The following is a 20,297-nucleotide window of genomic DNA, read 5'->3' as shown; positions in this document are numbered from 1 at the left end:
GCCGCCGAATTCAAGCCCGCCGCCGCGGCAGCACCCCGGTCGCCAGCGCCGTGCCCAGCAGCACGACGGCGCAGCCGGCCACTGTGGCCACCGACAGCCGTTCGCCGAGGAACAGCCAGCCCCAGAGCACCGCGAAGGCCGGCACCAGAAAGGTCACCGACACCGCGTTGGCCGGCCCGGCGTGGGCGATCAGGCGGAAGAACAGCCAGTAGGCAAAGCCGGTGCAGGCGAAGGCCAGCACCGCCGCGCCGCCCCAAGCCGCCGCACCCGGCGTCTGCGCCGGCCACCACCACAGCGCCGGGCCCAGCGTGAACACCGCCGCGGCGAGCTGGCTGCCGCCGGCCACCGCCATCGGCGGCACGCCGGCCAGGCGCTTCTTGGTGTAGCTGGCGGCGAGGCCATAACACAGCGTCGCCACCAGGCACAGCACGATGCCGGCGGCCGGGCTGACGCCGTGTTCGCCGGGTTTGAAGCTGGCGTTGTGCAGGCCCACGGCGAGCACGCCGGCGAAACCGATCGCCAGCCCCAGCAGGCGCGGCCGGGTCGGCCGGTCGCCGAGCCAGGCCCAGGCGATCAGCGCCGCCCACAGTGGCGTCGTCGCGTTGAAGATCGACGACAGCCCGGCGCTCAGCACCAGCGCCGCGACCATGTAGCAGGCGAAGGGCAGCGCCGAGTTCAGCAGCCCGACGACGGCGATCGGCCGCCAGTGGCGGGCCAGCGCCGCGCCTTCGCCGCGCAGCAGCACCAGCGGCACGAGCATCAGCGCCGCCCCGGCGACCCGCACGAAGACCAGCGCCGCCGGGCCGAAGTCGGCCGCGCCCAGGCGCATGAAGAGGAAGGAGCCGCCCCACAGCGACGCGAGCAGGAACAGCTCGCCCAGGTCGCGCCGCGTCACCGCGCGGCCCCGTGCTCCAGCGCCAGCAGAGCCTGCTTGCGGTCCAGCCCGCCGGCGTAGCCGGTCAGCGCGCCGCCGCCGCCGATCACGCGGTGGCAGGGCACGACGATGGACACCGGGTTGCGGCCGACCGCGGCGCCGACGGCGCGCACCGCGCTGGGCCGGCCGACGCGGCGCGCGATCTCGCCGTAGCTCGTCGTCGTGCCGGCGGCGATGGCGCGCAGCTGGTCCCAGACGGCACGCTGGAACGGCGTGCCCTCGGCGTCCAGCGGCACCGAGAAGCCGGTGGCCTCGCCGCGGAAGTAGGCCGCCAACTCGGCGGCGGCCTGGGCGAGCAGCGGGTGCGCCGGGTCGAGCGGCAGCTCCAGCGGGCCGGGGTGGTGGCGCTGGGCGTCGAACCACAGGCCGGCCAGGCCGGTGGCGCTGGCGGCCAGCGTTACCGGGCCCAGCGGCGTGTCCAGGCGCGATTGCGCCTGGAGTCGGGGGTGTCTCATCGGGTGTCTCCAGGGCGCCAGAGCGCCATCGCGGCATAGGCGCGCCAGGGCCGCCAGGCCTCGGCGGCACGTTCGTGTTCACGCGGGTCGCGCGTGCCCAGCGCGCCGGCGAGGCCGGCGTCGCCGGCGGGCCAGGCGTCGGGCCAGCCGAGCACGCGCAGCGCGACGAGCTGCAGGGTCCAGGGGCCGAAGCCGGGCAGGGCGGCCAGCGTCGCCAGCGTCGGCGCCAGTGCTGCGCCGCGTTCGAGCTTCAGCGAACCCTCGGCCACCGCCGCGGCCAGCGCCTGCAGCGCGCGCACGCGCTGGCGCACGATGCCCAGGCGGCCGAGTTCCTCGGGGTCGGCGGCGGCCAGCGTCGCCGCGTCGGGGAAGGCGTGCGTCAGCGCCGCGAACGGCGTCTCGACCGGGCGGCCGTAGCGCCGCACCAGGCGCGCCGCCAGCGTGCCGGCGGCGGCCACCGTGACCTGCTGGCCGAGCACGATGCGCACCGCGGTCTCGAAGCCGTCGAAAGCGCCCGGCAGGCGCTGACCCTCGGCCGCCAGGCCGCCGGCGGCCAGGGCCGCGGCGATCGGCGCCGGGTCGGCGTCCAGGTCCAGTGCCTCGCGCACGCGGCGCAGCACGGCGCCCAGCACCGGCGCCAGCGACGGCGCGCTGCGCAGATGCACTTCGTGGCGCTCGGGCACGAAACGCGCCTCGATCCAGCCGTCGAGCACGGCGCCGCGATGCGGCCAGGCCAGCGTGCGCCGCCAGGCCAGGCCCTCGACCTGCTCGACGCCGGCCAGCGCGCGGCGCGCAGCAAAGCCCAGCATCGTCTGGACGTCGTAGGGCGGCCGCCAGGCCAGGCGCAGCACGGGGTCGGCCGGGGCGTTGCCGCGCGCGCGCCGCAGCGCGGTGGGCGCCAGGCGGTAACGCTCCAGGAAGGCGGCGTTGAAACGGCGCAGGCTCTCGAAGCCGCTGGCCAGCGCGACCTGGGCCACCGGCATCGTCGTGTCGGTCAGCAGCTGCTTGGCCAGCAGCAGGCGCTGGGTGGCGAGGTATTCACGCGGCGCGACACCGTGCGCGGCGGCGAAGATGCGGCGCAGATGGCGCTCGCCCACGCCCAGGCGCGCGGCCAGCGCCGGCAGCGCCACCGGCTCGCCGGCCTGCACCGCGGCTTCGATTGCGCGCGCGGCGCAGTCGGCCAGCGCGTCCGACGAGTCCATCGCCGACAGCCCGGGCGCGATCTCGGGGCGGCACTTCAGGCAGGGGCGGAAGGCGGCGGCCTCGGCCTGCGCCGGGCTGGCGAAGAAGCGGCAGTTCTCGCGCCGCGGCGTGCGCACGCGGCACACCGGGCGGCAGTAGATGCCGGTGCTGGTGACGCCGACGAAGAAGCGGCCGTCGAAACGCGCGTCGCGGGCGGCGAGCGCGAGGTAGGCGGCGTCGGCATCGGGGAACATGCGGCCCATGATAGGTGGCGGCCCGGCGCGGACTCGCCGTTTCCGGACATGTCCCTCCGGGCGCCCATTTCCTAGGCCGGTCTGGGGACACGCGCGTGCCGCGCCCGGCGCAGGAGAAGATCGCGCGCTTTTGCGCGCACGCCCACCCGGGGCGTTCCTTCGATGAATCCCGAAACCCTCTGGGTGCTGGCGCTGCTTGGCGGCTGCGTCGTCTGCTTCGTGCTCAACCGCCCGCGCATGGACGTCGTCGCGTTGGCGGCGCTGACGCTGCTGGTGCTGGGCGGCACGCTGACGCTCGCCGAGGCGCTGTCGGGCTTCAGCGAGCCGGGCGTGATCCTGATCGCGCTGTTCTTCGTCATCGGCGAGGCGCTGGCACGCGCCGGCGTCGCGCAGCGGGTCGGCGACTGGCTGGTGGAGCGTGCCGGCGGGCGCGAGGCGCGGCTGCTGGCGCTGCTGATGGCCGCGACTGCCGGGCTGGGGTCGGTGATGAGCTCGACCGCGGTGGTGGCGATCTTCGTGCCGGTGGCGCTGCGCGTGGCGGCACGTGTCGGCAGCGCGCCGGGCCGGCTGATGATGCCGCTGGCCTTCGCCGGGCTGCTGAGCGGCATGCTGACGCTGGTCGGCACGCCGCCCAACCTCGTCGTGCAGGCCGAGCTGCAGCGCCGCGGCCATGCCGGCTTCGGCTTCTTCGACTTCACGCCGATGGGGCTGGTGCTGCTGGTGCTGGGCATCGGCTACATGCTGGTGGCCCGACGCTGGCTGGTCGCGCGCGAGGCGCCGCTGAGCGTGGCCGAAGGCCGCCGCCGCCGGCTGCGCGACCTGGCCTCCGACTACGGCCTGCTCGACCGGACGCGGCGCTTTCGCGTGCCGGCGGCTTCGCCGGTGGTCGGCCGCACGCTGGGCGAGCTGGAGCTGCGCGCGCGCCACGGCGCCAACGTCATCGCCATCGAACGCGAGCGTGGTCTCGGGCCGACGGTGGTCGACACCTCGGCGCACCAGCAGATCCTGCCCGGCGACGTGCTGCTGGCCGACTTCGCCGCGCCCGACGGCCGCGCCCAGGCGCAGCGCCTGGCCGAGCAGATGGGCTTCACCGAACTGCCGTTCCGCCGCGACTATTTCTCGCGCCTGTCGCGCGAGATCGGCCTGGCCGAGCTGCTGGTGCCGCCGGGCGCGGCGGTCATCGGCCAGTCCATCCTCGAGCTGCGCATGCGTTCGCAGCGCGGCATCAACGTCATCGGCCTGCGCCGCGGCGGCCGCCTGGTCGACGAGGACCCGCTGCATGCGAAGCTGAAGATGGGCGACACGCTGCTCGTGGCCGGCGCCTGGAAGGACATCCGCGGCCTGGCCGGCGCGGCGCGCGACTTCGTCGTGCTGACGCTGCCCGCGGAGTTCGACGACGTCGCCCCGGCCGCGTCGCGTGCGCCGCTGGCGCTGGCGGTGCTGGCGGCCACCGTCGCGCTGATGGTCTCGGGGCTGGTGCCCAACGTCGTCGCGGCGCTGTTGGGCTGCCTGGCGATGGGCGCGGTGCGCTGCATCGACGCCGAGTCGGCCTACCGCTCGATCCACTGGCAGAGCCTGATGCTGATCGTCGGCATGCTGCCGTTCGCCGTCGCGCTGCAGAAGACCGGCGGCATCGACTGGCTGGTCGGCGCGATGCTCGCGGCCACCGGCGAGGCCTCGCCGCGCGCCGCGCTGGCGGGGCTGTTCGTGCTGACGGCGGTGGTCGGGCTCTTCGTGTCGAACACCGCGACCGCGGTGCTGATGGCGCCGATCGGCCTGGGCCTGGCCGATCGCCTGGGCTGCGCGCCCGAGCCCTTCGCGATGATGGTCGCGCTGGCCGCGTCGGCGGCCTTCATGACGCCGGTGTCCTCGCCGGTCAACACGCTGGTGCTCGGGCCGGGGCGCTACCGCTTCGCCGACTTCGTCAAGATCGGCGTGCCGTTCACGGTGATCGTCGGCGTGGTCTGCGTGGCGCTGCTGCCGCTGCTCTTCCCGTTCTGAGCGCCCGGGCGACGCGGCGCAACCGCGTGTCACCTGCGGCTGCCTACAATCGCCCGCGACTTCAACCCGGCCTCCGGCCCGCCCTCCATGCAAGTCCATTCCTCGGTGTTCAAGGCATACGACATTCGCGGCATCGTCGGCAAGACGATCGACGAGACCTTCGCCGAACACCTCGGGCGGGCCTTCGGCACCGAAGCGCTGGCCGCCGGCGAGCGCGCCGTGGCCGTCGGCCGCGACGGCCGGCTCTCGGGCCCGGGCCTGGCGGCGGCGCTGGTGCGCGGCCTGGTCTCGACCGGGCTGGACGTCGTCGACCTCGGCGCCGTGACCACGCCGATGCTCTACTACGTCGCCGCGACGCGCGGCGAACACGGCTGCCGCTCGGGCATCCAGGTCACCGGCAGCCACAACCCGAAGGACTACAACGGCTTCAAGATGGTGCTCGGCGGCCGGGCCATCTACGGCGAGGACATCCAGCGCCTGAAGCGCCGCATCGAGGCCGAGGACTACGCGCAGGCCCCGGGCCGCAGCGCGGCGATGGACATCCTGCCCGAGTACACCGGGCGCATCGTCTCCGACTGTCAGCTCGCGCGGCCGATGAAGATCGTCGTCGACTCGGGCAACGGCATCCCCGGCGCCAGCGCGCCGGGGATCCTGAAGGCCCTGGGCTGCGAGGTCATCGACCTGTACAGCAAGGTCGACGGCGACTTCCCCAACCACCACCCGGACCCGTCCAAGCCCGAGAACCTGGCCGACCTGATCAAGGTCGTGCATGCCACCGGCGCCGAGCTGGGCCTGGCTTTCGACGGCGACGGCGACCGCCTGGGCGTGGTCACCGCCGGCGGCAACATCATCTATCCCGACCGCCAGGTGATGCTGTTCGCACGCGACATCCTCGCGCGCCGCCCGGGCGCCGAGATCATCTTCGACGTCAAGTGCTCGCAGCGCCTGCCCGAGGCGATCCGCGCCGCCGGCGGCGTGCCGGTGCTGTGGAAGACCGGGCATTCGCTGATCAAGGCCAAGCTCAAGGAGTCGGGCGCGCCCTTCGCCGGCGAGATGAGCGGCCACCTGTTCTTCAGCGAACGCTGGTACGGCTTCGACGACGCGATGTACACCGCGGCGCGGCTGCTCGAGATCCTGTCGCGCGAGGCCGACCCGAGCGCCTTCCTCGACGCGCTGCCGACCAGCTTCAGCACGCCCGAACTCAACGTGCCCTGCGCCGAAGGCGAGAACCACCGCGTCGTCGCCGAGCTGCTGGCACGCGCCGCCGACGGCCGCCTGGCGCTGGCCGGCGGCGACGTCGGCACCGTCGACGGCCTGCGCATCGACTTCGCCGACGGCTTCGGCCTGATCCGCGCGTCGAACACGACGCCGGTGCTGGTGCGGCGTTTCGAGGGCCACACGCCCGAAGCGCTGGAGCGCATCCAGGGCGACTTCATGGCCGCGCTGCGCGCCGTGAAGGCCGACGCCCGCGTGGAGGCCGCCGCGCATTGAGCGCATGGCGGGCCTGGCACCCGCCGCGAAACCCGACATGGCTGCCGACGGCGCTTTCGCCCGCTGGGTCTACTCGACCGGCCTGCGCCTGGCCGCGCCGCTGTACATGGGCAAGCTGTGGTGGCGCGGCCGCGACGAGCCGCCGTACCGCAGCGCCTGGCACGAACGTTTCGCCACCGGCGGCGGCGACGGCCGCCAGGGCCGCATCTGGGTGCACGCCGTCTCGCTGGGCGAGACGCGCGCCAGCGAGCCGCTGCTGCAAGCGCTGCGCCGCCTGGCTCCGGGCCGCGGCCTGCTGCTGACGCACGGCACTGCCACCGGCCGCGAAGCCGGCGCGGCGCTGCTGCAGCCCGGCGACGCCCAGGTCTGGCTGCCTTACGACACGCCGGGCGCGGTGCGGCGGTTCCTGCGCCGCCACAAGCCGGCGGTCGGCGTGCTGATGGAAACCGAGATCTGGCCCAACCTGCTCGACGCCGCGCACGAAGCCGGCGTGCCGATGGTGCTGGCCAACGCGCGCCTGTCCGAACGCAGCTTCGCCAAGGGCCAGCGCCTGCAGGCGCTGCTGCGCCCGGCGGCGGCGAGCTTCTCGCGCGTGCTGGCGCAGACCGCCGACGACGCCCGGCGGCTCCAAGCCAGCGGCGCGCCGTCGCCGCAGGTGATGGGCAACCTGAAGTTCGACGTCTCGCCGAACCCGGTGCTGGTCGAACGTGGCCGCGCCTGGCGTGCCGCGCTGGGCCGGCCGGTGGTGCTGGCCGCGTCGACGCGCGAAGGCGAGGAAGAGCCGCTGCTGGCGGCCTGGAAGCGGCTTGCCGCGCCCCGGCCGCTGCTGCTGCTGGTGCCGCGCCATCCGCAGCGTTTCGACGCCGTGGCGCAGATGGCGGCTGCGGCCGGGCTGTCGGTGCTACGCCGCAGCGCCTGGGGCGAGACGCCGCCGGCCGACGCGGCCGCCGCCGAGGTCTGGCTCGGCGACTCGATCGGCGAGATGCCGCTGTATTACGCCGCCGCCGACTCGGCGCTGCTGGGCGGCAGCTTCGCGCCCTTGGGCGGGCAGAACCTGATCGAGGCCGCGGCCTGCGGCTGCCCGCTGGTGATGGGGCCTTACACCTTCAACTTCGAGCAGGCCGCCGAGATGTCGCTGGCCGCCGGCGCCGCGCTGCGTGCGGCCGACATCGACGACGGCGTCGGGCGTGCGGTGGCGCTGGCCCTGGACGCGGCGCGCGGCGAGCGCGTGGCGGCGGCGCTGGCCTTCTCGGCCCAGCACCGCGGCGCCGCCGAACGCATGGCGCGCGCGATCGTCGAGCTGCTGCCGGCGGGCCTTTAGCGCGCCAGCAGCGCGTTGACCGACTCGACGTCGGTCGCGCCGAGTTCGCCGACCGCCTGGCGCAGCTTCAGCGTGTTGACCAGCACGTCGTAACGCGCCCGCGCCAGGTCGCGCTGGGTCGCGTAGAGCTGGGTCTGGGCGTTGAGCACGTCGAGGTTGACGCGCACGCCGACGCGATAACCGAGCTGCGTCGCGTCCAGCGACAGCTTGCTCGAGGCTTCGGCGGCCTCGTAGGCCTTGACCTGGGCGATGCCGGACTGCACCGCGAACAGCGCGGTGCGCGCGTTCAGCGCGACGTTGCGGCGCGCCGATTCGAGGTCGTTGCGCGCGCTCTCTTCGAGCAGCAGGGTTTCGCGCACCCGGTTCTGCGTCGCGTTGCCGGTGTACAGCGGCAGCTTGAACTGCACGCCCATCGTGTAGGCGTTGGTGCTGCCGCTGGAGCTGGCGATGGCCACCGAGCTGCCGCCCACACGCTGGCGCTCGGCCGAGGCGACGAGGTCCAGCGTCGGCAGGTGGCCGGCACGGGCGCGGTCGATCTCCAGGTGGGCGATGTCGTAGGCGACCTGGGCGCGGCGGATCGCCGGGTGGTTGCCTTCGGCGCTGCGGATCAGCTGCTCGGGATCGGACGGCTTGGGTTCGGGCAGCACCACCGGCGCGGCCAGCGGCTTGGGGTCGGTGCCGAGGCGGCCGACCAGCGTGTCCAGCGCGGTGCGGCGCGTGCGCAGCAGGTTCTCGGCGGCGATCTCCTCGGCCAGCACGAGGTCGTAGCGGGCCTGGGCTTCACGCGTGTCGGTGATCGTCGCGGTGCCGACCTCGAAGTTGCGCTTGGCCGAGGCCAGCTGCTCGGTGATCGCGGTCTTGCTCGCGCGCGTCGTGCCCAGCGCGTCCTGGGCGGCGAGCACGTCGAAATAGGCCTGCGCGACACGCACGATCAGGTCCTGCTCGGCGGCTTCGAATGCCGCCTGCGACGAGGCCAGCGAACGTTCGGCCTGCTCGATGGCCACCGAATTGGCGCGGTTGAAGATCGGCATGCTGGCGTCGATAGACGCCTTGGCGGTGTTGTAGGTGCCGCGCTCGACGCGGTCGGGGCGGTAGTCGCTGCCGGTCGCGCTGGCGTTCAGCGCCGCGACCGGGCGGTTCAGCGCCCGGGTCTGCGCCACCTGGTACTCGGCCGACTCGGCCTGGGCGCGGGCGGCGAGATAGGTCGCGTCGTAGGCGCGGGCGGCCTGGTACAGCTCGGACAGGCTTTGCGCGTGCACGGCGGTCGGCAGCGCCAGCGCAACGGCGCTGGCCAGGGCCAGGCGGGAGAGGATCGGGCGCAACGGACGCATGGAGCGGGTTCCCTCGGTTCTTCGTGTATCGGCGGGCAAGCCGCGTTTCTAGCGCCGTCGTGTCGCCGGCGCCGCCGTCATGCGACGGGCGGCGGCGGAAAGGGGGCCGACGTGCCGCCAGCGGCGATGGACGGCAGGCCGGCCGGAGCTCATCCCCGGGATCAGAACGCGAAACGCGAGCGTTCGGCGAAGCCCTGCAGCCGCGGCGCGACGGTCTCGAACAGGTCGACCTCGGACCAGGCCTCGGGGCCGACGCGGGTGTAGATGCGCGCCTGCATGATCGGCAGTTCGCCGACGATCGCCGCCAGGCGGCCGCCGACCTTGAGTTGTTCGAGCAGCGCGCGCGGCACCTCGGCGACCGAGCCCGACAGCACGATGGCGTCGAACGGCGCTTCGGCGGGCAGGCCGCGTGCGCCTTCCTCGGGCGTCACCTCGACGACGCGCGCCGTCGTCACGCTGGCCCGGCGCAGGTTCTCGCGCGCCTGGGCGACCAGCGCGGGGCGGCATTCCAGCGTCCACACCTGCTGCGCGCGGTGCGCCAGCAGAGCGGCCATGAAACCCGAGCCGGTGCCGATCTCGAGCACCTTCTCGTGGCGCTGCACCTGCAGATCCTGCAGCAGCTTGGCCTGGATCTTGGGCTCCAGCATCACCGGGCCGTTGGGCTCGTCGGTGATCAGCGGCACCTGCAGGTCGGCGAAAGCCAGCGACTTCAGCGCCGGCGGCACGAAATCCTCGCGCTTGACCGTCGCCAGCAGCGACAGCACGTTCTCGTCGAGCACTTCCCACGGACGGATCTGCTGCTCGATCATGTTGAAGCGGGCGAGTTCGGTGTTCATCGCTATATACCGTGTAGGGTATCAAAGTCCGGGCTGTCCGGATTCTAGGCGGCGTTCGGCGGGTGCGCCGAGCCGGGAATTGGCACCGGCGCGGCACCGTCGCGCCGCTCGATGCCGCGCAGCAGGATGTCGAACTGCAGCTCCAGCAGCTCCTCGATCGGGCGCGGCGGCGGCGCCCACAGCGTGCCGCCGTCGAGCGCGCGAAACAGCAGCGGCGCGATCAGCGCGTAGCAGGCTTCCTCGATCGGCATCGTGCGGAACTCGCCGCGCTCGATGCCGCGCTGCAGCGCCTTCTTGAACAGCGCGTCGGCCGGCGCCACCACCTCTTCGGCATAGAAGCGCTGCAGTTCGGGCACGTGCTGCAGCTCGGCCAGCAGCACGCGGTGCAGGCCGGCGGCCGGGCGGCTGCCGATGCGCTCCCACCAGATGCGCGCGATGTCCATCAGCAGCTCGCGTGTCGGCCCCTCGTAGTGGTCGGCGAGATCGGCGCCTTCGGCGATCAGGTTCGACAGGTTCGAACGCACGACCGCCTTGAACAGCTCTTCCTTGCTCGGGTAGTAGAGGTAGAGCGTGCCCTTGGAGACGCCGGCGCGACGCGCGACCTCCTCGGAGTGCGTCGCCGCGTAGCCTTTCTGCACGAACAGCTCCAGCGCGGCGTCGAGCAGTTCCTGCGGACGCTCCTGTTTGCGGCGCTGGCGACGCGGGCGGGCGTCGACATCTAATGACTTGTTGGTCATTAACACACTTTACCCAGCCGGGGCCCGGGTCTGCAAGCGGCCGTTCCTAAAATCCTCGCATGCATCGCCGTTTCGTCGCCACGCGCCGCGGCCTGGTTCTCGCCGCCGCCGCGGTGGCCGTGTTGCCGGGCTGCACCGGCCTGGGTGCGGGCCGCACGCTGCGCATCGACGCCGCCGAACTCCAGCGCATGGCGGCGCGCGAGTTCCCGCTGCGCCGGCGCGTGCTCGAGGTCATCGACCTCGAGGTCTCCGCGCCGCGCCTGGGTCTGCTGCCCGAGCGCCAGCGCATCGCCGCCAGCGTCGAGCTGAGTGCGCGCGAGCGGGTCTTCGACGCCCGCGCCGACGGCCGCCTGGACTTCGACGCCGTGCTGCGCTGGGCCGCGGCCGACCAGACCCTGCGCCTGGCCGACGTGCGCGTCCAGCGCCTGGAGCTGGACTCTCACGGTGGCCGCGCGCCCTTGCCGGCCGAGCGCCTGGCGGGCCTGGCCGCCGAGCGTGCGCTCGAGGGCCTGGTGGTCTGGCGCCTGCCGCCCGAACGTGCCGAGCGCCTGCGCCGTGCCGGCCTGACGCCCGAACGCATCGAGATCGAGACCGACGCGCTGGTCGTGCGCTTCACCGACGCCCCGAAGTGACTTCGTGGCGTCAGCCGGCGCCTCTATGATCCGCGGCTTTGCCGCACCGGGGGGATGGGTTTGGATCTGATGCTGCTGGCCAAGGCCGCGATCATGGGCCTCGTCGAAGGGCTCACCGAGTTCCTGCCGATTTCCTCCACCGGACACCTGATCCTCGCCGGCTCGCTGCTGGACTTCACCGGCGAGACCGCCAAGGTCTTCGAGATCGCGATCCAGACCGGCGCGATGCTGGCCGTCGTCTGGGAGTACCGCCAGCGCCTGGGGCGCACGGTCAGCGGCATCGGCCACGACCCGGTGGCGCGGCGCTTCGCGCTCAACGTGCTGATCGCCTTCATCCCGGCCGTCGTGCTGGGGCTGGCCTTCGGCAAGATGGTCAAGGCGCACCTGTTCCACCCGGTGCCGGTGGCCACCGCCTTCATCGTCGGCGGCATCATCATCCTGCTCGTCGAGCGCCGGCATCGCCGGGCCTTCGGCGAGCGTGACCTCGAAGGCGTGCGCCGGGCGCGCGTCGAGAGCGTCGACGACATGACGCCGCTGGACGCGCTGAAGGTCGGCCTCGTGCAGTGCCTGGCGCTGATCCCCGGCACCAGCCGTTCGGGCTCGACGATCATCGGCTCGATGCTGTTCGGCTTCTCGCGCCGCTGCGCCACCGAGTTCAGCTTCTACCTCGGCATCCCGACGCTGGTCGGCGCCGGCGCCTACTCGGTGCTCAAGCAGCGCGACGCGCTGCACTGGGGCGACGCGCCGCTGTTCCTCGTCGGCTCGGCCTTCGCCTTCTTCAGCGCGCTGTTGTGCATCCGCTGGCTGATCCGCTACGTGTCGACGCACGACTTCACGGTCTTCGCCTGGTATCGCATCGTCTTCGGCGGCCTGGTGCTGCTGACCGCCTGGACGGGCGCCGTCACCTGGGCCGAGTGAAGACCAGATCCCAGACGCCGTGGCCCAGGCGCAGGCCGCGGGCCTCGAACTTCGTCAGCGGCCGCCAGGCCGGACGTTCGGCGTAAGCCGCGGCGGTGTTGGCCAGCGTGCTGGCCGACAGTACTTCCAGCATCTGCTCGGCGTAAGGCTGCCAGTCGGTGGCGCAGTGCAGGTAGCCGCCCGGCGCAAGCCGGCTGGCGACGAGCTCGACGAAGGCCGGCTGGATCAGCCGGCGCTTGTGGTGCCGCTTCTTGTGCCAGGGGTCGGGGAACCAGACGTGCACGCCGGCCAGCGAGGCCGGGGCGATCATCTCGCGCAGCACCTCGACGGCGTCGTGGCGAACGATGCGCACGTTCTCCAGGCCGCGTTCGCCGATGTGGCGCAGCAGCGCGCCGACGCCCGCTTCGTGCACCTCGACGCCGATCAGGTCGCGTTCGGGCGCCGCGGCCGCCACCTGGGCCGTCGCGTCGCCCATGCCGAAGCCGATCTCCAGCACCACCGGTGCGGCGCGGCCGAACGTGGCGGCGAAGTCCATCGGCTGCGCCGTGTAGGGCAGCACGTAGCGCGGCCCGAGTTCGGCCAGCGCACGCTGCTGGCCGGTGCCCATGCGGCCGCCACGCAGCACGTAGCTGCGGATCGGGCGTTGCGGAGAAGGGTTGTCGTCCATGAGGGCGCGCAGTGTAGCGAGCGCCGGCGGCCTCCGGCCGGGGACATCGCACCGCAGGCTCGCGGCGACGCTAGAATGCCGCCCCAGCGCGGGTGTAGTTCAATGGTAGAACGGCAGCTTCCCAAGCTTCATACGAGGGTTCGATTCCCTTCACCCGCTCCAGAACACGACGAAGCGCCTGTCCCCCGGACAGGCGCTTTTTCTTTGTCCGCCGCAGGATGAAAAACGCCCCGGCGGGCCGGGGCGTTGCGGTCGGGAGGCGGCCTCTCAGAACGAGTGGCGGATGCCGGCGCCGATCATCTTCGTCTTGGCGTCGATGTTCATGCCGGCGCCCGAGAACAGCGGCACCTCGGTCGAACCCAGCGGCACCAGCAGCGCGACCGGGCCGCCGGCCAGGCCGGCGCCGCCGAGCGCCGGGTTGGCGTTGGAGATGTTGCCGCGGTCGTCCTTGACCTGGCCGGCGCGCGCGAAGATCGCGGTGCGCTTGGACAGGTTGTAGTCGGCGCCGAGCATGAAGCCGGTGTCCTTGCCCTTGGTGAAGTTGGTGAACTTCGCCTGCATCACCTGGCCGATCAGGTCCAGCGAGCCGATCGTGTGCTTGGCCGCGATCGCCAGCACGCGCATCTTCGGGTCGGTGTCGCCGGTCTCCTTCAGCTGGCCCTGGTAGAAGCTGCCGCCGAGCTCGGTGCCGAAGGCGAACTTGTACTTTGCGGCCAGCATGTAGCTCGTGAAGCTGTCGGTGTTGAACAGCGGCAGGAAGCCGTCGGGCGTCAACGGCGTCACGCGGAACGGCAGGCCGAGCTGCACGTTCGACAGGTCGTTGCGGTTGAAGGCGGCCACGGCCTTCAGGTCGTCGCCCAGGTAGGCGAGCATCGCGCCCCAGGTCTTGCCGCGGCCGTCACCGCTCTCGGCGCCGGCGGTCAGGCCGCCGAGAATCTGGCCGAGCTGCGGCGCCGAGCCCGACGAGGGCACCGTGCCGGTCGGCGTCGTGGTCGCGGTCGAGCGCACCGGGCTGATGCGCGCGGCGGCGCCGGCATTCGGCGAGTACGAGACCCGGCCGGCCCAGGCGCCCTGGCGCAGGCCGTAGCTGATGACGTTGTCCTGGTAGGTCTGCAGGTTGTTCAGCGCGACGCCGGTGGCGAACAGGTCGGTGCCGCCGATGCCGTCGAGCGTGCCGAGGAAATAGGCGGCCAGCATCGGCGAGACCTGGCGGCCCAGGCGGATCTCGCCGCCCGGCGTGGTCAGCGCGACCCAGGCCTGGCGGCCCCACATGCGGCCGTCGTTGCCCATCGTGCCGTTGTCGGCGATGACCGAGCCTTCGAGCGTGAACTTGGCCTCCCAGCCGCCGCCCAGCGGCTCGGTGCCGCGCAGGCCCAGGTGCGACTGGCGCGTCATGCTCGGCGCCAGACGGGTCTGCTTCTGCTCGGGCGAGACGACCGAGTTCGGGCCGGCCAGCCCTTGCACGGTGCCGGTGACGTTGCCTTCGGACTTGTCGATCCGGTCGGCGCTCAGGTCCAGCGTGCCGTAGACCTGCACGCTGCCGTCCTGCGCCTGCACGGCGCTGCCGGCGAATGCCGCCGCGGCGGCCAGGGCGACGGCCGTCAGGCCGTGGAGTTTCCGAGTCAAGTGTGTCTCCTGGTTTGCACTTCGTTGTGAGCTTTGGCCGGCAACGGACCGACCCTCGGGACAGCGGAACCTCAAACACGTTACGTAAACGTCATGTGGGCCGACATCGCGGCAAACACCAGCGTCGCACCGTCGCCACAAGGGTTCTCCTGGACTCCGGGGACCGGCTCGTCAAAGCCTGCGGGTCGGCCGCCGGCCGCGGGTACAGTGGGGCCGACGCCGCCCCGCGCGAGCGGCCCCGCGTTCCCGGGGGCCGCCGCCGCGGCGGTCGCGCAGGCGACAGGCGGCTCCTTCCGACGACGAGATGCGTGATGGATCCAGTCTTCCGTGTGCTGTGCCTGGGCGAGAACGCCCCCGACCTCGTCGGCTCCGACTACGGCTCGTTCGTGGTCGAGGGCTGCGGCTCGCTCGACGACGTGGCCGCGCGGCTGCGTGAAGCCGCGCACGACGCACTGCTGCTGTTCAGCGCGTCGCCGGCGGCGCTGGCGGACTGGCCGGCGCTGGCGCAGGCGGTGCTGGACACCGCGGTCGTGGTCGTCGCGCCCTCGGCGCGCCCGGCCGATGCGGTGGCGCTGCTGCAGTATGGCGTCCAGGACGTGGTCGCCGATGCGGCCGACGCGCCGCGGGCGCTGCGCCTGGCGATCGAGCGCCGGCGCGAACAGGCCGCCGCGCGCAAGGGCTATTCGACCGATCTGCCGACCGGGCTGCCCAACCACGCCCAGCTGCTGGAGCACATGACCCACCTGCTGGCGCTGCGCGAGCGCGAGCCGGCGCCGATGGCGATGATCGTGCTGCGCGTCGACGGCCTGGCCGCGGTCGCCGAGACCCTGGGCCAGGAGTCGGCCGACGTGCTGCGCCGCAAGGCCGCGGTGCGGCTGCGCGCGGCGCTCCGCGCCAGCGACGTCGTCGCCTCGATCGGCCACGACGCCTTCGCCGTGCTGCTGGCCTGGATCGACTCGCCGGCCGACGGCGAGCGCGTGATGGACAAGCTGGCGGCGATCCTCTCGCAGCCCTTCAGCGTCGCCGGGCGCGCGCAGCGCCTGCTGCCGCATGCCGGGCTGGCTTCGTACCCCGAGCACGGCAAGAGCGCCGAGGCGCTGCTGCGCCGCGCGCTGGGCACGGCGCTGCAGTTCACGCCGGTGGGCCGCGACGCGGCGCTGCCGGCCGACCGCGGCCCGGCCGCGGCGGCCAACGACGAGGAAGCCTGAAGCCTTACTTCAGGATGTCGCCCAGGCAGACGTACTTGCTCTCGAGATAGTCGTCGATGCCCTGGCGCGCGCCTTCGCGGCCCAGGCCCGACTGCTTGACGCCGCCGAACGGCACCTCGGCGGTCGAGATCAGGCCGGTGTTGACGCCCACCATGCCGTACTCCAGCGCCTCCGAGACGCGCCAGATGCGGCCGATGTCGCGGCTGTAGAAATAGCTCGCCAGGCCGAACTCGGTGGCGTTGGCCAGCTCGACGGCCTCGGCCTCGGTCTCGAACCTGATGACCGGCGCGATCGGGCCGAAGGTCTCTTCCTTCGAGCAGCGCATCGCCGGCGTCACGTCGGCCAGCACCGTCGGCGCATAGAAGCGGTCGCCGACACGTTCGCCGCCGGTCACCAAGCGCGCGCCCTGCGCCAGCGCGTCGGCGACATGGGCCTCGACCTTGGCCATCGCCTGATCGTCGATCAGCGGCCCCAGCTGCACGCCGGCGTCGAAACCGTTGCCGACGGCGATCTGGCGCGCACGCGCCGCCAGCTTCTCGACGAAGGCGTCGTGGATGCCGGCCTGGGCGTACAGGCGGTTGGCGCAGACGCAGGTCTGGCCGGCGTTGCGGTACTTGCTGACCAGCGCGCCTTCGACGGCGCTGTCCAGGTCGGCGTCGTCGAAGACGATGAACGGCGCGTTGCCGCCGAGTTCCAGCGACAGCTTCTTGATCGTCGGCGCGCACTGCTTCATCAGGATGCGGCCGACCTCGGTGCTGCCGGTGAAGGACAGGTGGCGCACGACGTCGCTGGAGCACAGCACGTTGCCGATCTCGATCGAGTTCGCGGCGTCGGCCGGCAGCACGTTGAAGACGCCGGCGGGCATGCCGGCGCGCTGCGCCAGCTCGGCCACGGCCAGCGCCGACAGCGGCGTCTGCTCGGCCGGCTTGACGATCACCGGGCAGCCGGCGGCCAGCGCCGGCGCGACCTTGCGCGTGATCATCGCGATGGGGAAGTTCCAGGGCGTGATCGCCGCGCAGACGCCGACCGGCTGGCGGATCACCAGATAGCGCTTGTTGCCGTCGGTGGTCGGGATGGTCTCGCCGTAGACGCGGCGCGCCTCCTCGGCGAACCACTCGATGAAGCTGGCGCCGTAGGTCACTTCGCCACGCGCTTCGGCCAGCGGCTTGCCCTGTTCGGCGGTCATCAGCCGCGCCAGGTCGTCGGCGTTCTGGTGCAGCAGCGCGAACCAGCGCATCAGCACCGCGCCGCGTTCCTTGGCGGTCTTGGCGCGCCAGACGGGCCAGGCGCGTTCGGCGGCGGCGATGGCGGCGGCGCAGTCGGTCGCGCCGAGGTTGGCGACCTGCGCCAGCTCGGCGCCGGTGGCCGGGTCGTGCACGGCGAAGCTCGTGCTGCCGGCGATCCATTCGCCGTCGACGAGGCCGCCGCTCTTCAGCAGCGAGGGGTCCTTCAGTTGCGCCAGCGGGGACGTCATGTCGTGTTCCTCAGCAGGTTTCGGGGTCGGGTCGGAGCGCCGGGCGCTCCGCGGCTCTTGGCGGGCATTTTGATCGCCCGCGCACAGCCCTTCGTGTCAGGAGGTGCGCCGGCCGCGGATCCACTCCAGCGCCAGCAGCAGCGAGGTCGTGAACAGGATCAGCAGCGTCGCCACCGCGGCGATCGTCGGCGAGATGTTCTCGCGGATGCCGGTGAACATCTGCCGCGGCAGCGTCACCTGCTCGGGGCCGGCCAGGAACAGCGTCACGACGACCTCGTCGAACGAGGTCGCGAACGCGAACAGCGCGCCCGAGATCACGCCCGGCGCGATGACCGGCAGCGTGACGCGCAGGAAGGTCTCGAGCGGCCCGGCGCCCAGCCCCAGGCTGGCGCGCACCAGGTTGTGGTTGAAACCCTGCAGCGTCGCCAGCACCGTCGTCAGCACGAAGGGCGCGCCGAGCGCGGCGTGCACGACGATCAGCCCGAGGTAGCTGTCGTTGAGGCCGAGCCTGGCGAAGAACAGGTAGGTGCCGACGCCGACGACGACGATGGGCACGACCATCGGCGCGATCAGCAGGCTCATCAGCGTGCCCTTGAACGGAAAGTCGGCGCGCGACAGGCCGACCGCGGCCATCGTGCCCAGCACCGTCGCCAGCACCGTGGCGCCGGGCGCGACGATGAAGCTGTTGCGCGCCGCACGTGTCCATTCCGAGGACTCGAACAGGTTGCGGTACCACTTCAGCGACCAGCCCTGGATCGGGTAGACGAGGAAGGAGCTGTCGCTGAAGGACAGCGGCACGATCGCCAGGATCGGCAGCAGCAGGAACAGCAGCGTGCCGACGCCGGCCAGGCGCAGCGCCCACCAGCCGGCCTTGTCCAGCGGCGTCGCGTAGGCGGGGAACTGGGGCAGGGCGAGTCTCATCGTTTCACCCCAGGCTCAGTTCGCTGCGCACGACCTGGCGGTACACGCCGTAGAGCAGCAGCGTCGCCGTCAGCAGCAGGGCGCCCAGCGCGCAGGCCATGCCCCAGTTGATGTCGACGTTGGTGTAGTGGGCGACGTAGTAGCTCAGCATCTGGTCGTCGGCGCCGCCGAGCAGCGCCGGCGTCACGTAGTAGCCGATCGCGAGGATGAAGACGAGCAGCGCGCCGGCGCCGATGCCCGGGTAGGTCTGCGGCACGTAGACGCGGAAGAAGGCCGCCAGCGGGCTGCTGCCCAGCGACACCGCGGCGCGCAGATAGGTCGGCGGCACGCTCTTCATCACGCTGTACAGCGGCAGGATCATGAACGGCAGCAGGATGTGCACCATCGCGATGACGACGCCGGTGCGGTTGAACAGCAGCGGCAGCGGCTCGCTCCACAGGCCCAGGCCGGTGATCGCGCCGTTGACCAGGCCCTCGTTCTGCAGCAGCACGATCCAGGCGGCCACGCGCACCAGCACCGAGGTCCAGAACGGCACCAGCACCAGGATCATCAGCAGGTTGGCGCGCCGCGGCGGCAGCGTCGCCAGCCAGTAGGCCAGCGGGTAGGCGGCGAGCAGCGCCCAGACCGTGACCAGGGCGCTGATTTCGAAGGTGCGCAGCAGGATGCGGCCGAAGGCGCGCTGCTCCTCGGGCATGCGCTCGATGCTGCCGTGCGCGTCGCGGCGCAGGTCGACGGCGGCGAGCAGGTAGTCGGGCGTCCAGCGCGAACCGTTCTTGGCGATCGCCTGCCAGTACACCGGCTCGGACCAGCGCGCGTCCAGTTCCAGCAGCCGCGCCTTGACGGCCTCGGGCGTCGTCGCGCCGTCCAGCGGCAGCGCCTTGTAGGTCGAGAGCACCAGCGAACGCGCGCCGGCGGCCTCGGTGTTGAGCCGCCGCGCCAGCGCGCCGGCGTCGGCGCGGTCGGGCAGGGCGGCGAGGTCGGCCGCCAGCGCCGCGAAGGCGCCGGGGCCGGGTTCGCTCTGGCGGTCCCACTCGTCCAGCGCCGCCACGGTGCGCGGCAGCGCGCCCGCGACCTCCGGGTTCTCGACCGCCCGCAGCAGCAGCGCGGCGATCGGCACCAGGAAGGTCAGCAGCAGGAACAGCAGCAGCGGCAGCGTCAGCGCGAACGCCCCCAGCTTGCGCCGCCGGTTGGCGCGCGCGAGCTGGCGCGCCAGCGACGCGCCGGGGGTGGCGGGCAAGGCGAGGGTGGCGCTCATCGCGGTGCCGTCATTGAGCCGCCCAGGAGGCGAAGCGCTTCTCGAGGGCTTCGCCCTGGTCGGCCCAGAACTTGACGTTGAACTGCAGCGCGTCCTTGGCGTTGGCCGGCGCGGTGGGCAGGTCGGCCAGCGTCTTGGCGTCGAGCTTGGCCAGGGCCTTATTGTTGGTCGGGCCGTAGGCGATGTTCTTCGCGTACTGGGCCTGCTGCTCGGGGCTGCTGGCGAAGGCGATGAACTCCATGGCCTTGGCCTTGTTCGGTGCGCCCTTGGGGATCACCCAGTAGTCCAGGTCGTAGATGCCGCCGGTCCAGGTGATCTTCAGCTTGCGGCCTTCGCGGTTGGCGGCGTCGATGCGGCCGTTGAACGCGGTGCTCATCACGACGTCGCCGGCGACCAGGAACTGCGGCGGCTGCGCGCCGGCTTCCCACCACTGGATCGCCGGCTTCAGCTCGGCGAGCTTCTTGAACGCGCGGTCGGCGCCTTCCTTGGTCGCCAGCACCTTGTAGACCTCGGCTGGCTTGACGCCGTCGGCCATCAGCGCGAACTCGAGGTTGTAGCGCGCGCCCTTGCGCAGGCCGCGTTTGCCCGGGAACTTCTTCGTGTCCCAGAAATCGGCCCAGGTCGTCGGCGCGGTCTTCAGCTTGTCGCCGTCGTAGGCCATCACCGTCGACCAGACGAAGATGCCGACGCCGCACTCGGTGACGGCCGCCGGCACGAAGTCGCTCTTGGGCCCGACCTTGCTCCAGTCCAGGGGCTCGAACAGGCCTTCGTCGCAGCCGCGCGCGACGTCGGGCGACTCGACTTCCACCAGGTCCCAGGTGACGTTCTTGGCCTCGACCATGGCCTTCACCTTGGCCTGCTCGCCGTTGTATTCGACGGTGACCAGCTTGTTGCCCTTCTTCTCGAAGGGCTCGTAGAAGGCCTTCTTCTGCGCGTTGGCGTTGGCGCCGCCGAAGTTCACGACGGTGATCTGCTGCGCGAAGGCCGGCAGGGCCAGCGCGAGGGCGGCGACGAGGGCGATCTTCTTCATGGTTCGGGCGGTCTCCGGGGTGGG

General features: G+C 72.4%; 18 protein-coding genes and 1 tRNA gene. 7 read left to right on the top strand and 12 right to left on the bottom strand.

The window, feature by feature from the left end; all coding sequences use genetic code 11:
• Positions 1-10 precede the first annotated feature (10 nt).
• Genes RGE_RS17130 through RGE_RS17120 form a run of 3 tightly spaced genes read right to left on the bottom strand, consistent with a single transcriptional unit; the run spans position 11 to position 2,834 of the window.
• Positions 11-895, bottom strand: a complete 885-nt coding sequence (locus RGE_RS17130; RefSeq protein ID WP_014429710.1) for a DMT family transporter — start codon at positions 893-895, stop codon at positions 11-13.
• A complete protein-coding gene (locus tag RGE_RS17125; protein WP_014429709.1) occupies positions 892-1,389 on the bottom strand; it encodes a methylated-DNA--[protein]-cysteine S-methyltransferase in 498 nt (165 codons plus the stop codon). The genes RGE_RS17130 and RGE_RS17125 overlap by 4 nt, the downstream gene beginning before the upstream one ends.
• On the bottom strand, positions 1,386-2,834 hold the full coding sequence (locus tag RGE_RS17120; RefSeq protein ID WP_014429708.1) for a DNA-3-methyladenine glycosylase 2 family protein: 1,449 nt from the start codon (positions 2,832-2,834) through the stop codon (positions 1,386-1,388). The genes RGE_RS17125 and RGE_RS17120 overlap by 4 nt, the downstream gene beginning before the upstream one ends.
• A 72-nt stretch (positions 2,835-2,906) precedes the next feature.
• On the opposite strand from RGE_RS17120, the gene RGE_RS17115 reads away from it, so the two are divergent.
• From RGE_RS17115 to RGE_RS17105, 3 genes are all read left to right on the top strand, one after another.
• Complete coding sequence (locus RGE_RS17115; protein WP_259376283.1) at positions 2,907-4,826, top strand: SLC13 family permease; 1,920 nt, start codon at positions 2,907-2,909, stop codon at positions 4,824-4,826.
• Between the two features lie 87 nt (positions 4,827-4,913).
• Entirely contained in the window at positions 4,914-6,317 is a 1,404-nt protein-coding gene (locus tag RGE_RS17110; RefSeq protein WP_014429706.1) for a phosphomannomutase/phosphoglucomutase, read from the top strand.
• A 37-nt stretch (positions 6,318-6,354) separates the two neighbouring features.
• Positions 6,355-7,638 (top strand): 3-deoxy-D-manno-octulosonic acid transferase, encoded by a 1,284-nt coding sequence (locus RGE_RS17105; protein WP_043784235.1) that lies wholly within the window; start codon positions 6,355-6,357, stop codon positions 7,636-7,638.
• Here the strand turns inward: RGE_RS17105 and RGE_RS17100 are convergent.
• The 3 genes from RGE_RS17100 to RGE_RS17090 all read right to left on the bottom strand — a co-directional run bounded on the left by RGE_RS17100 (position 7,635) and on the right by RGE_RS17090 (position 10,542).
• Positions 7,635-8,969, bottom strand: coding sequence for a TolC family outer membrane protein (locus RGE_RS17100; protein WP_014429704.1), 1,335 nt, complete (start codon positions 8,967-8,969; stop codon positions 7,635-7,637). The two genes, RGE_RS17105 and RGE_RS17100, sit on opposite strands and share 4 nt — an antisense overlap.
• Before the next feature lie 161 nt (positions 8,970-9,130).
• On the bottom strand, positions 9,131-9,805 hold the full coding sequence (locus RGE_RS17095; RefSeq protein WP_014429703.1) for a protein-L-isoaspartate O-methyltransferase family protein: 675 nt from the start codon (positions 9,803-9,805) through the stop codon (positions 9,131-9,133).
• A 44-nt stretch (positions 9,806-9,849) separates the two neighbouring features.
• The gene (locus RGE_RS17090) at positions 9,850-10,542 is read right to left on the bottom strand and encodes a TetR/AcrR family transcriptional regulator (RefSeq protein ID WP_014429702.1); all 693 of its coding nucleotides are present in this window, start codon (positions 10,540-10,542) and stop codon (positions 9,850-9,852) included.
• Between the two features lie 59 nt (positions 10,543-10,601).
• Here RGE_RS17090 and RGE_RS17085 point away from each other — a divergent pair, with 59 nt between their 5' ends.
• A complete protein-coding gene (locus RGE_RS17085) occupies positions 10,602-11,174 on the top strand; it encodes a hypothetical protein (RefSeq protein ID WP_014429701.1) in 573 nt (190 codons plus the stop codon).
• 60 nt (positions 11,175-11,234) lie between these two features.
• Complete coding sequence (locus RGE_RS17080) at positions 11,235-12,092, top strand: undecaprenyl-diphosphate phosphatase (RefSeq protein WP_014429700.1); 858 nt, start codon at positions 11,235-11,237, stop codon at positions 12,090-12,092.
• Here the strand turns inward: RGE_RS17080 and trmB are convergent.
• Positions 12,076-12,759 carry a tRNA (guanosine(46)-N7)-methyltransferase TrmB gene (trmB, locus tag RGE_RS17075; protein WP_014429699.1) on the bottom strand — a complete coding sequence of 228 codons (684 nt, stop codon included), beginning with the start codon at positions 12,757-12,759 and terminating at the stop codon, positions 12,076-12,078. The two genes, RGE_RS17080 and trmB, sit on opposite strands and share 17 nt — an antisense overlap.
• Before the next feature lie 88 nt (positions 12,760-12,847).
• On the opposite strand from trmB, the gene RGE_RS17070 reads away from it, so the two are divergent.
• A tRNA-Gly gene (locus RGE_RS17070) sits at positions 12,848-12,921 on the top strand.
• Positions 12,922-13,026: 105 nt separating this feature from the next.
• On the opposite strand, the gene RGE_RS17065 is transcribed toward RGE_RS17070, so the two are convergent.
• Complete coding sequence (locus tag RGE_RS17065; RefSeq protein ID WP_014429698.1) at positions 13,027-14,385, bottom strand: porin; 1,359 nt, start codon at positions 14,383-14,385, stop codon at positions 13,027-13,029.
• Positions 14,386-14,696: 311 nt separating this feature from the next.
• Between RGE_RS17065 and RGE_RS17060 the strand changes: the two genes are divergently transcribed.
• Positions 14,697-15,593 carry a GGDEF domain-containing protein gene (locus RGE_RS17060; protein ID WP_070099457.1) on the top strand — a complete coding sequence of 299 codons (897 nt, stop codon included), beginning with the start codon at positions 14,697-14,699 and terminating at the stop codon, positions 15,591-15,593.
• 4 nt (positions 15,594-15,597) lie between these two features.
• On the opposite strand, the gene RGE_RS17055 is transcribed toward RGE_RS17060, so the two are convergent.
• From RGE_RS17055 to RGE_RS17040, 4 genes are all read right to left on the bottom strand, one after another.
• Positions 15,598-17,067: an NAD-dependent succinate-semialdehyde dehydrogenase gene (locus RGE_RS17055; protein ID WP_014429696.1), complete on the bottom strand. Its 1,470-nt coding sequence runs from the start codon at positions 17,065-17,067 to the stop codon at positions 15,598-15,600.
• A gap of 96 nt (positions 17,068-17,163) precedes the next feature.
• Entirely contained in the window at positions 17,164-17,988 is an 825-nt protein-coding gene (locus RGE_RS17050; RefSeq protein ID WP_014429695.1) for an ABC transporter permease, read from the bottom strand.
• Positions 17,989-17,992: 4 nt separating this feature from the next.
• Positions 17,993-19,243 (bottom strand): ABC transporter permease, encoded by a 1,251-nt coding sequence (locus RGE_RS17045; RefSeq protein ID WP_014429694.1) that lies wholly within the window; start codon positions 19,241-19,243, stop codon positions 17,993-17,995.
• Positions 19,244-19,253: 10 nt separating this feature from the next.
• Positions 19,254-20,273 carry an ABC transporter substrate-binding protein gene (locus RGE_RS17040; RefSeq protein WP_014429693.1) on the bottom strand — a complete coding sequence of 340 codons (1,020 nt, stop codon included), beginning with the start codon at positions 20,271-20,273 and terminating at the stop codon, positions 19,254-19,256.
• Positions 20,274-20,297: the final 24 nt, after the last annotated feature.

This window comes from Rubrivivax gelatinosus IL144 (assembly GCF_000284255.1).
GTDB classification, from domain to species: Bacteria; Pseudomonadota; Gammaproteobacteria; order Burkholderiales; family Burkholderiaceae_C; genus Rubrivivax; species Rubrivivax gelatinosus_A.
This window is presented reverse-complemented; position numbering and strand designations above follow the sequence as displayed.

Coding starts and splice junctions, on each gene's coding strand:
- RGE_RS17100 (WP_014429704.1), bottom strand. CDS start 8,969: ATGCGTCCGTTGCGCCCGATCCTCTCCCGCCTGGCCCTGGCCAGCGCC.
- trmB (WP_014429699.1), bottom strand. CDS start 12,759: ATGGACGACAACCCTTCTCCGCAACGCCCGATCCGCAGCTACGTGCTG.
- RGE_RS17085 (WP_014429701.1), top strand. CDS start 10,602: ATGCATCGCCGTTTCGTCGCCACGCGCCGCGGCCTGGTTCTCGCCGCC.
- RGE_RS17110 (WP_014429706.1), top strand. CDS start 4,914: ATGCAAGTCCATTCCTCGGTGTTCAAGGCATACGACATTCGCGGCATC.
- RGE_RS17045 (WP_014429694.1), bottom strand. CDS start 19,243: ATGAGCGCCACCCTCGCCTTGCCCGCCACCCCCGGCGCGTCGCTGGCG.
- RGE_RS17120 (WP_014429708.1), bottom strand. CDS start 2,834: ATGGGCCGCATGTTCCCCGATGCCGACGCCGCCTACCTCGCGCTCGCC.
- RGE_RS17125 (WP_014429709.1), bottom strand. CDS start 1,389: ATGAGACACCCCCGACTCCAGGCGCAATCGCGCCTGGACACGCCGCTG.
- RGE_RS17040 (WP_014429693.1), bottom strand. CDS start 20,273: ATGAAGAAGATCGCCCTCGTCGCCGCCCTCGCGCTGGCCCTGCCGGCC.
- RGE_RS17095 (WP_014429703.1), bottom strand. CDS start 9,805: ATGAACACCGAACTCGCCCGCTTCAACATGATCGAGCAGCAGATCCGT.
- RGE_RS17055 (WP_014429696.1), bottom strand. CDS start 17,067: ATGACGTCCCCGCTGGCGCAACTGAAGGACCCCTCGCTGCTGAAGAGC.
- RGE_RS17105 (WP_043784235.1), top strand. CDS start 6,355: ATGGCTGCCGACGGCGCTTTCGCCCGCTGGGTCTACTCGACCGGCCTG.
- RGE_RS17060 (WP_070099457.1), top strand. CDS start 14,697: ATGGATCCAGTCTTCCGTGTGCTGTGCCTGGGCGAGAACGCCCCCGAC.
- RGE_RS17090 (WP_014429702.1), bottom strand. CDS start 10,542: ATGACCAACAAGTCATTAGATGTCGACGCCCGCCCGCGTCGCCAGCGC.
- RGE_RS17050 (WP_014429695.1), bottom strand. CDS start 17,988: ATGAGACTCGCCCTGCCCCAGTTCCCCGCCTACGCGACGCCGCTGGAC.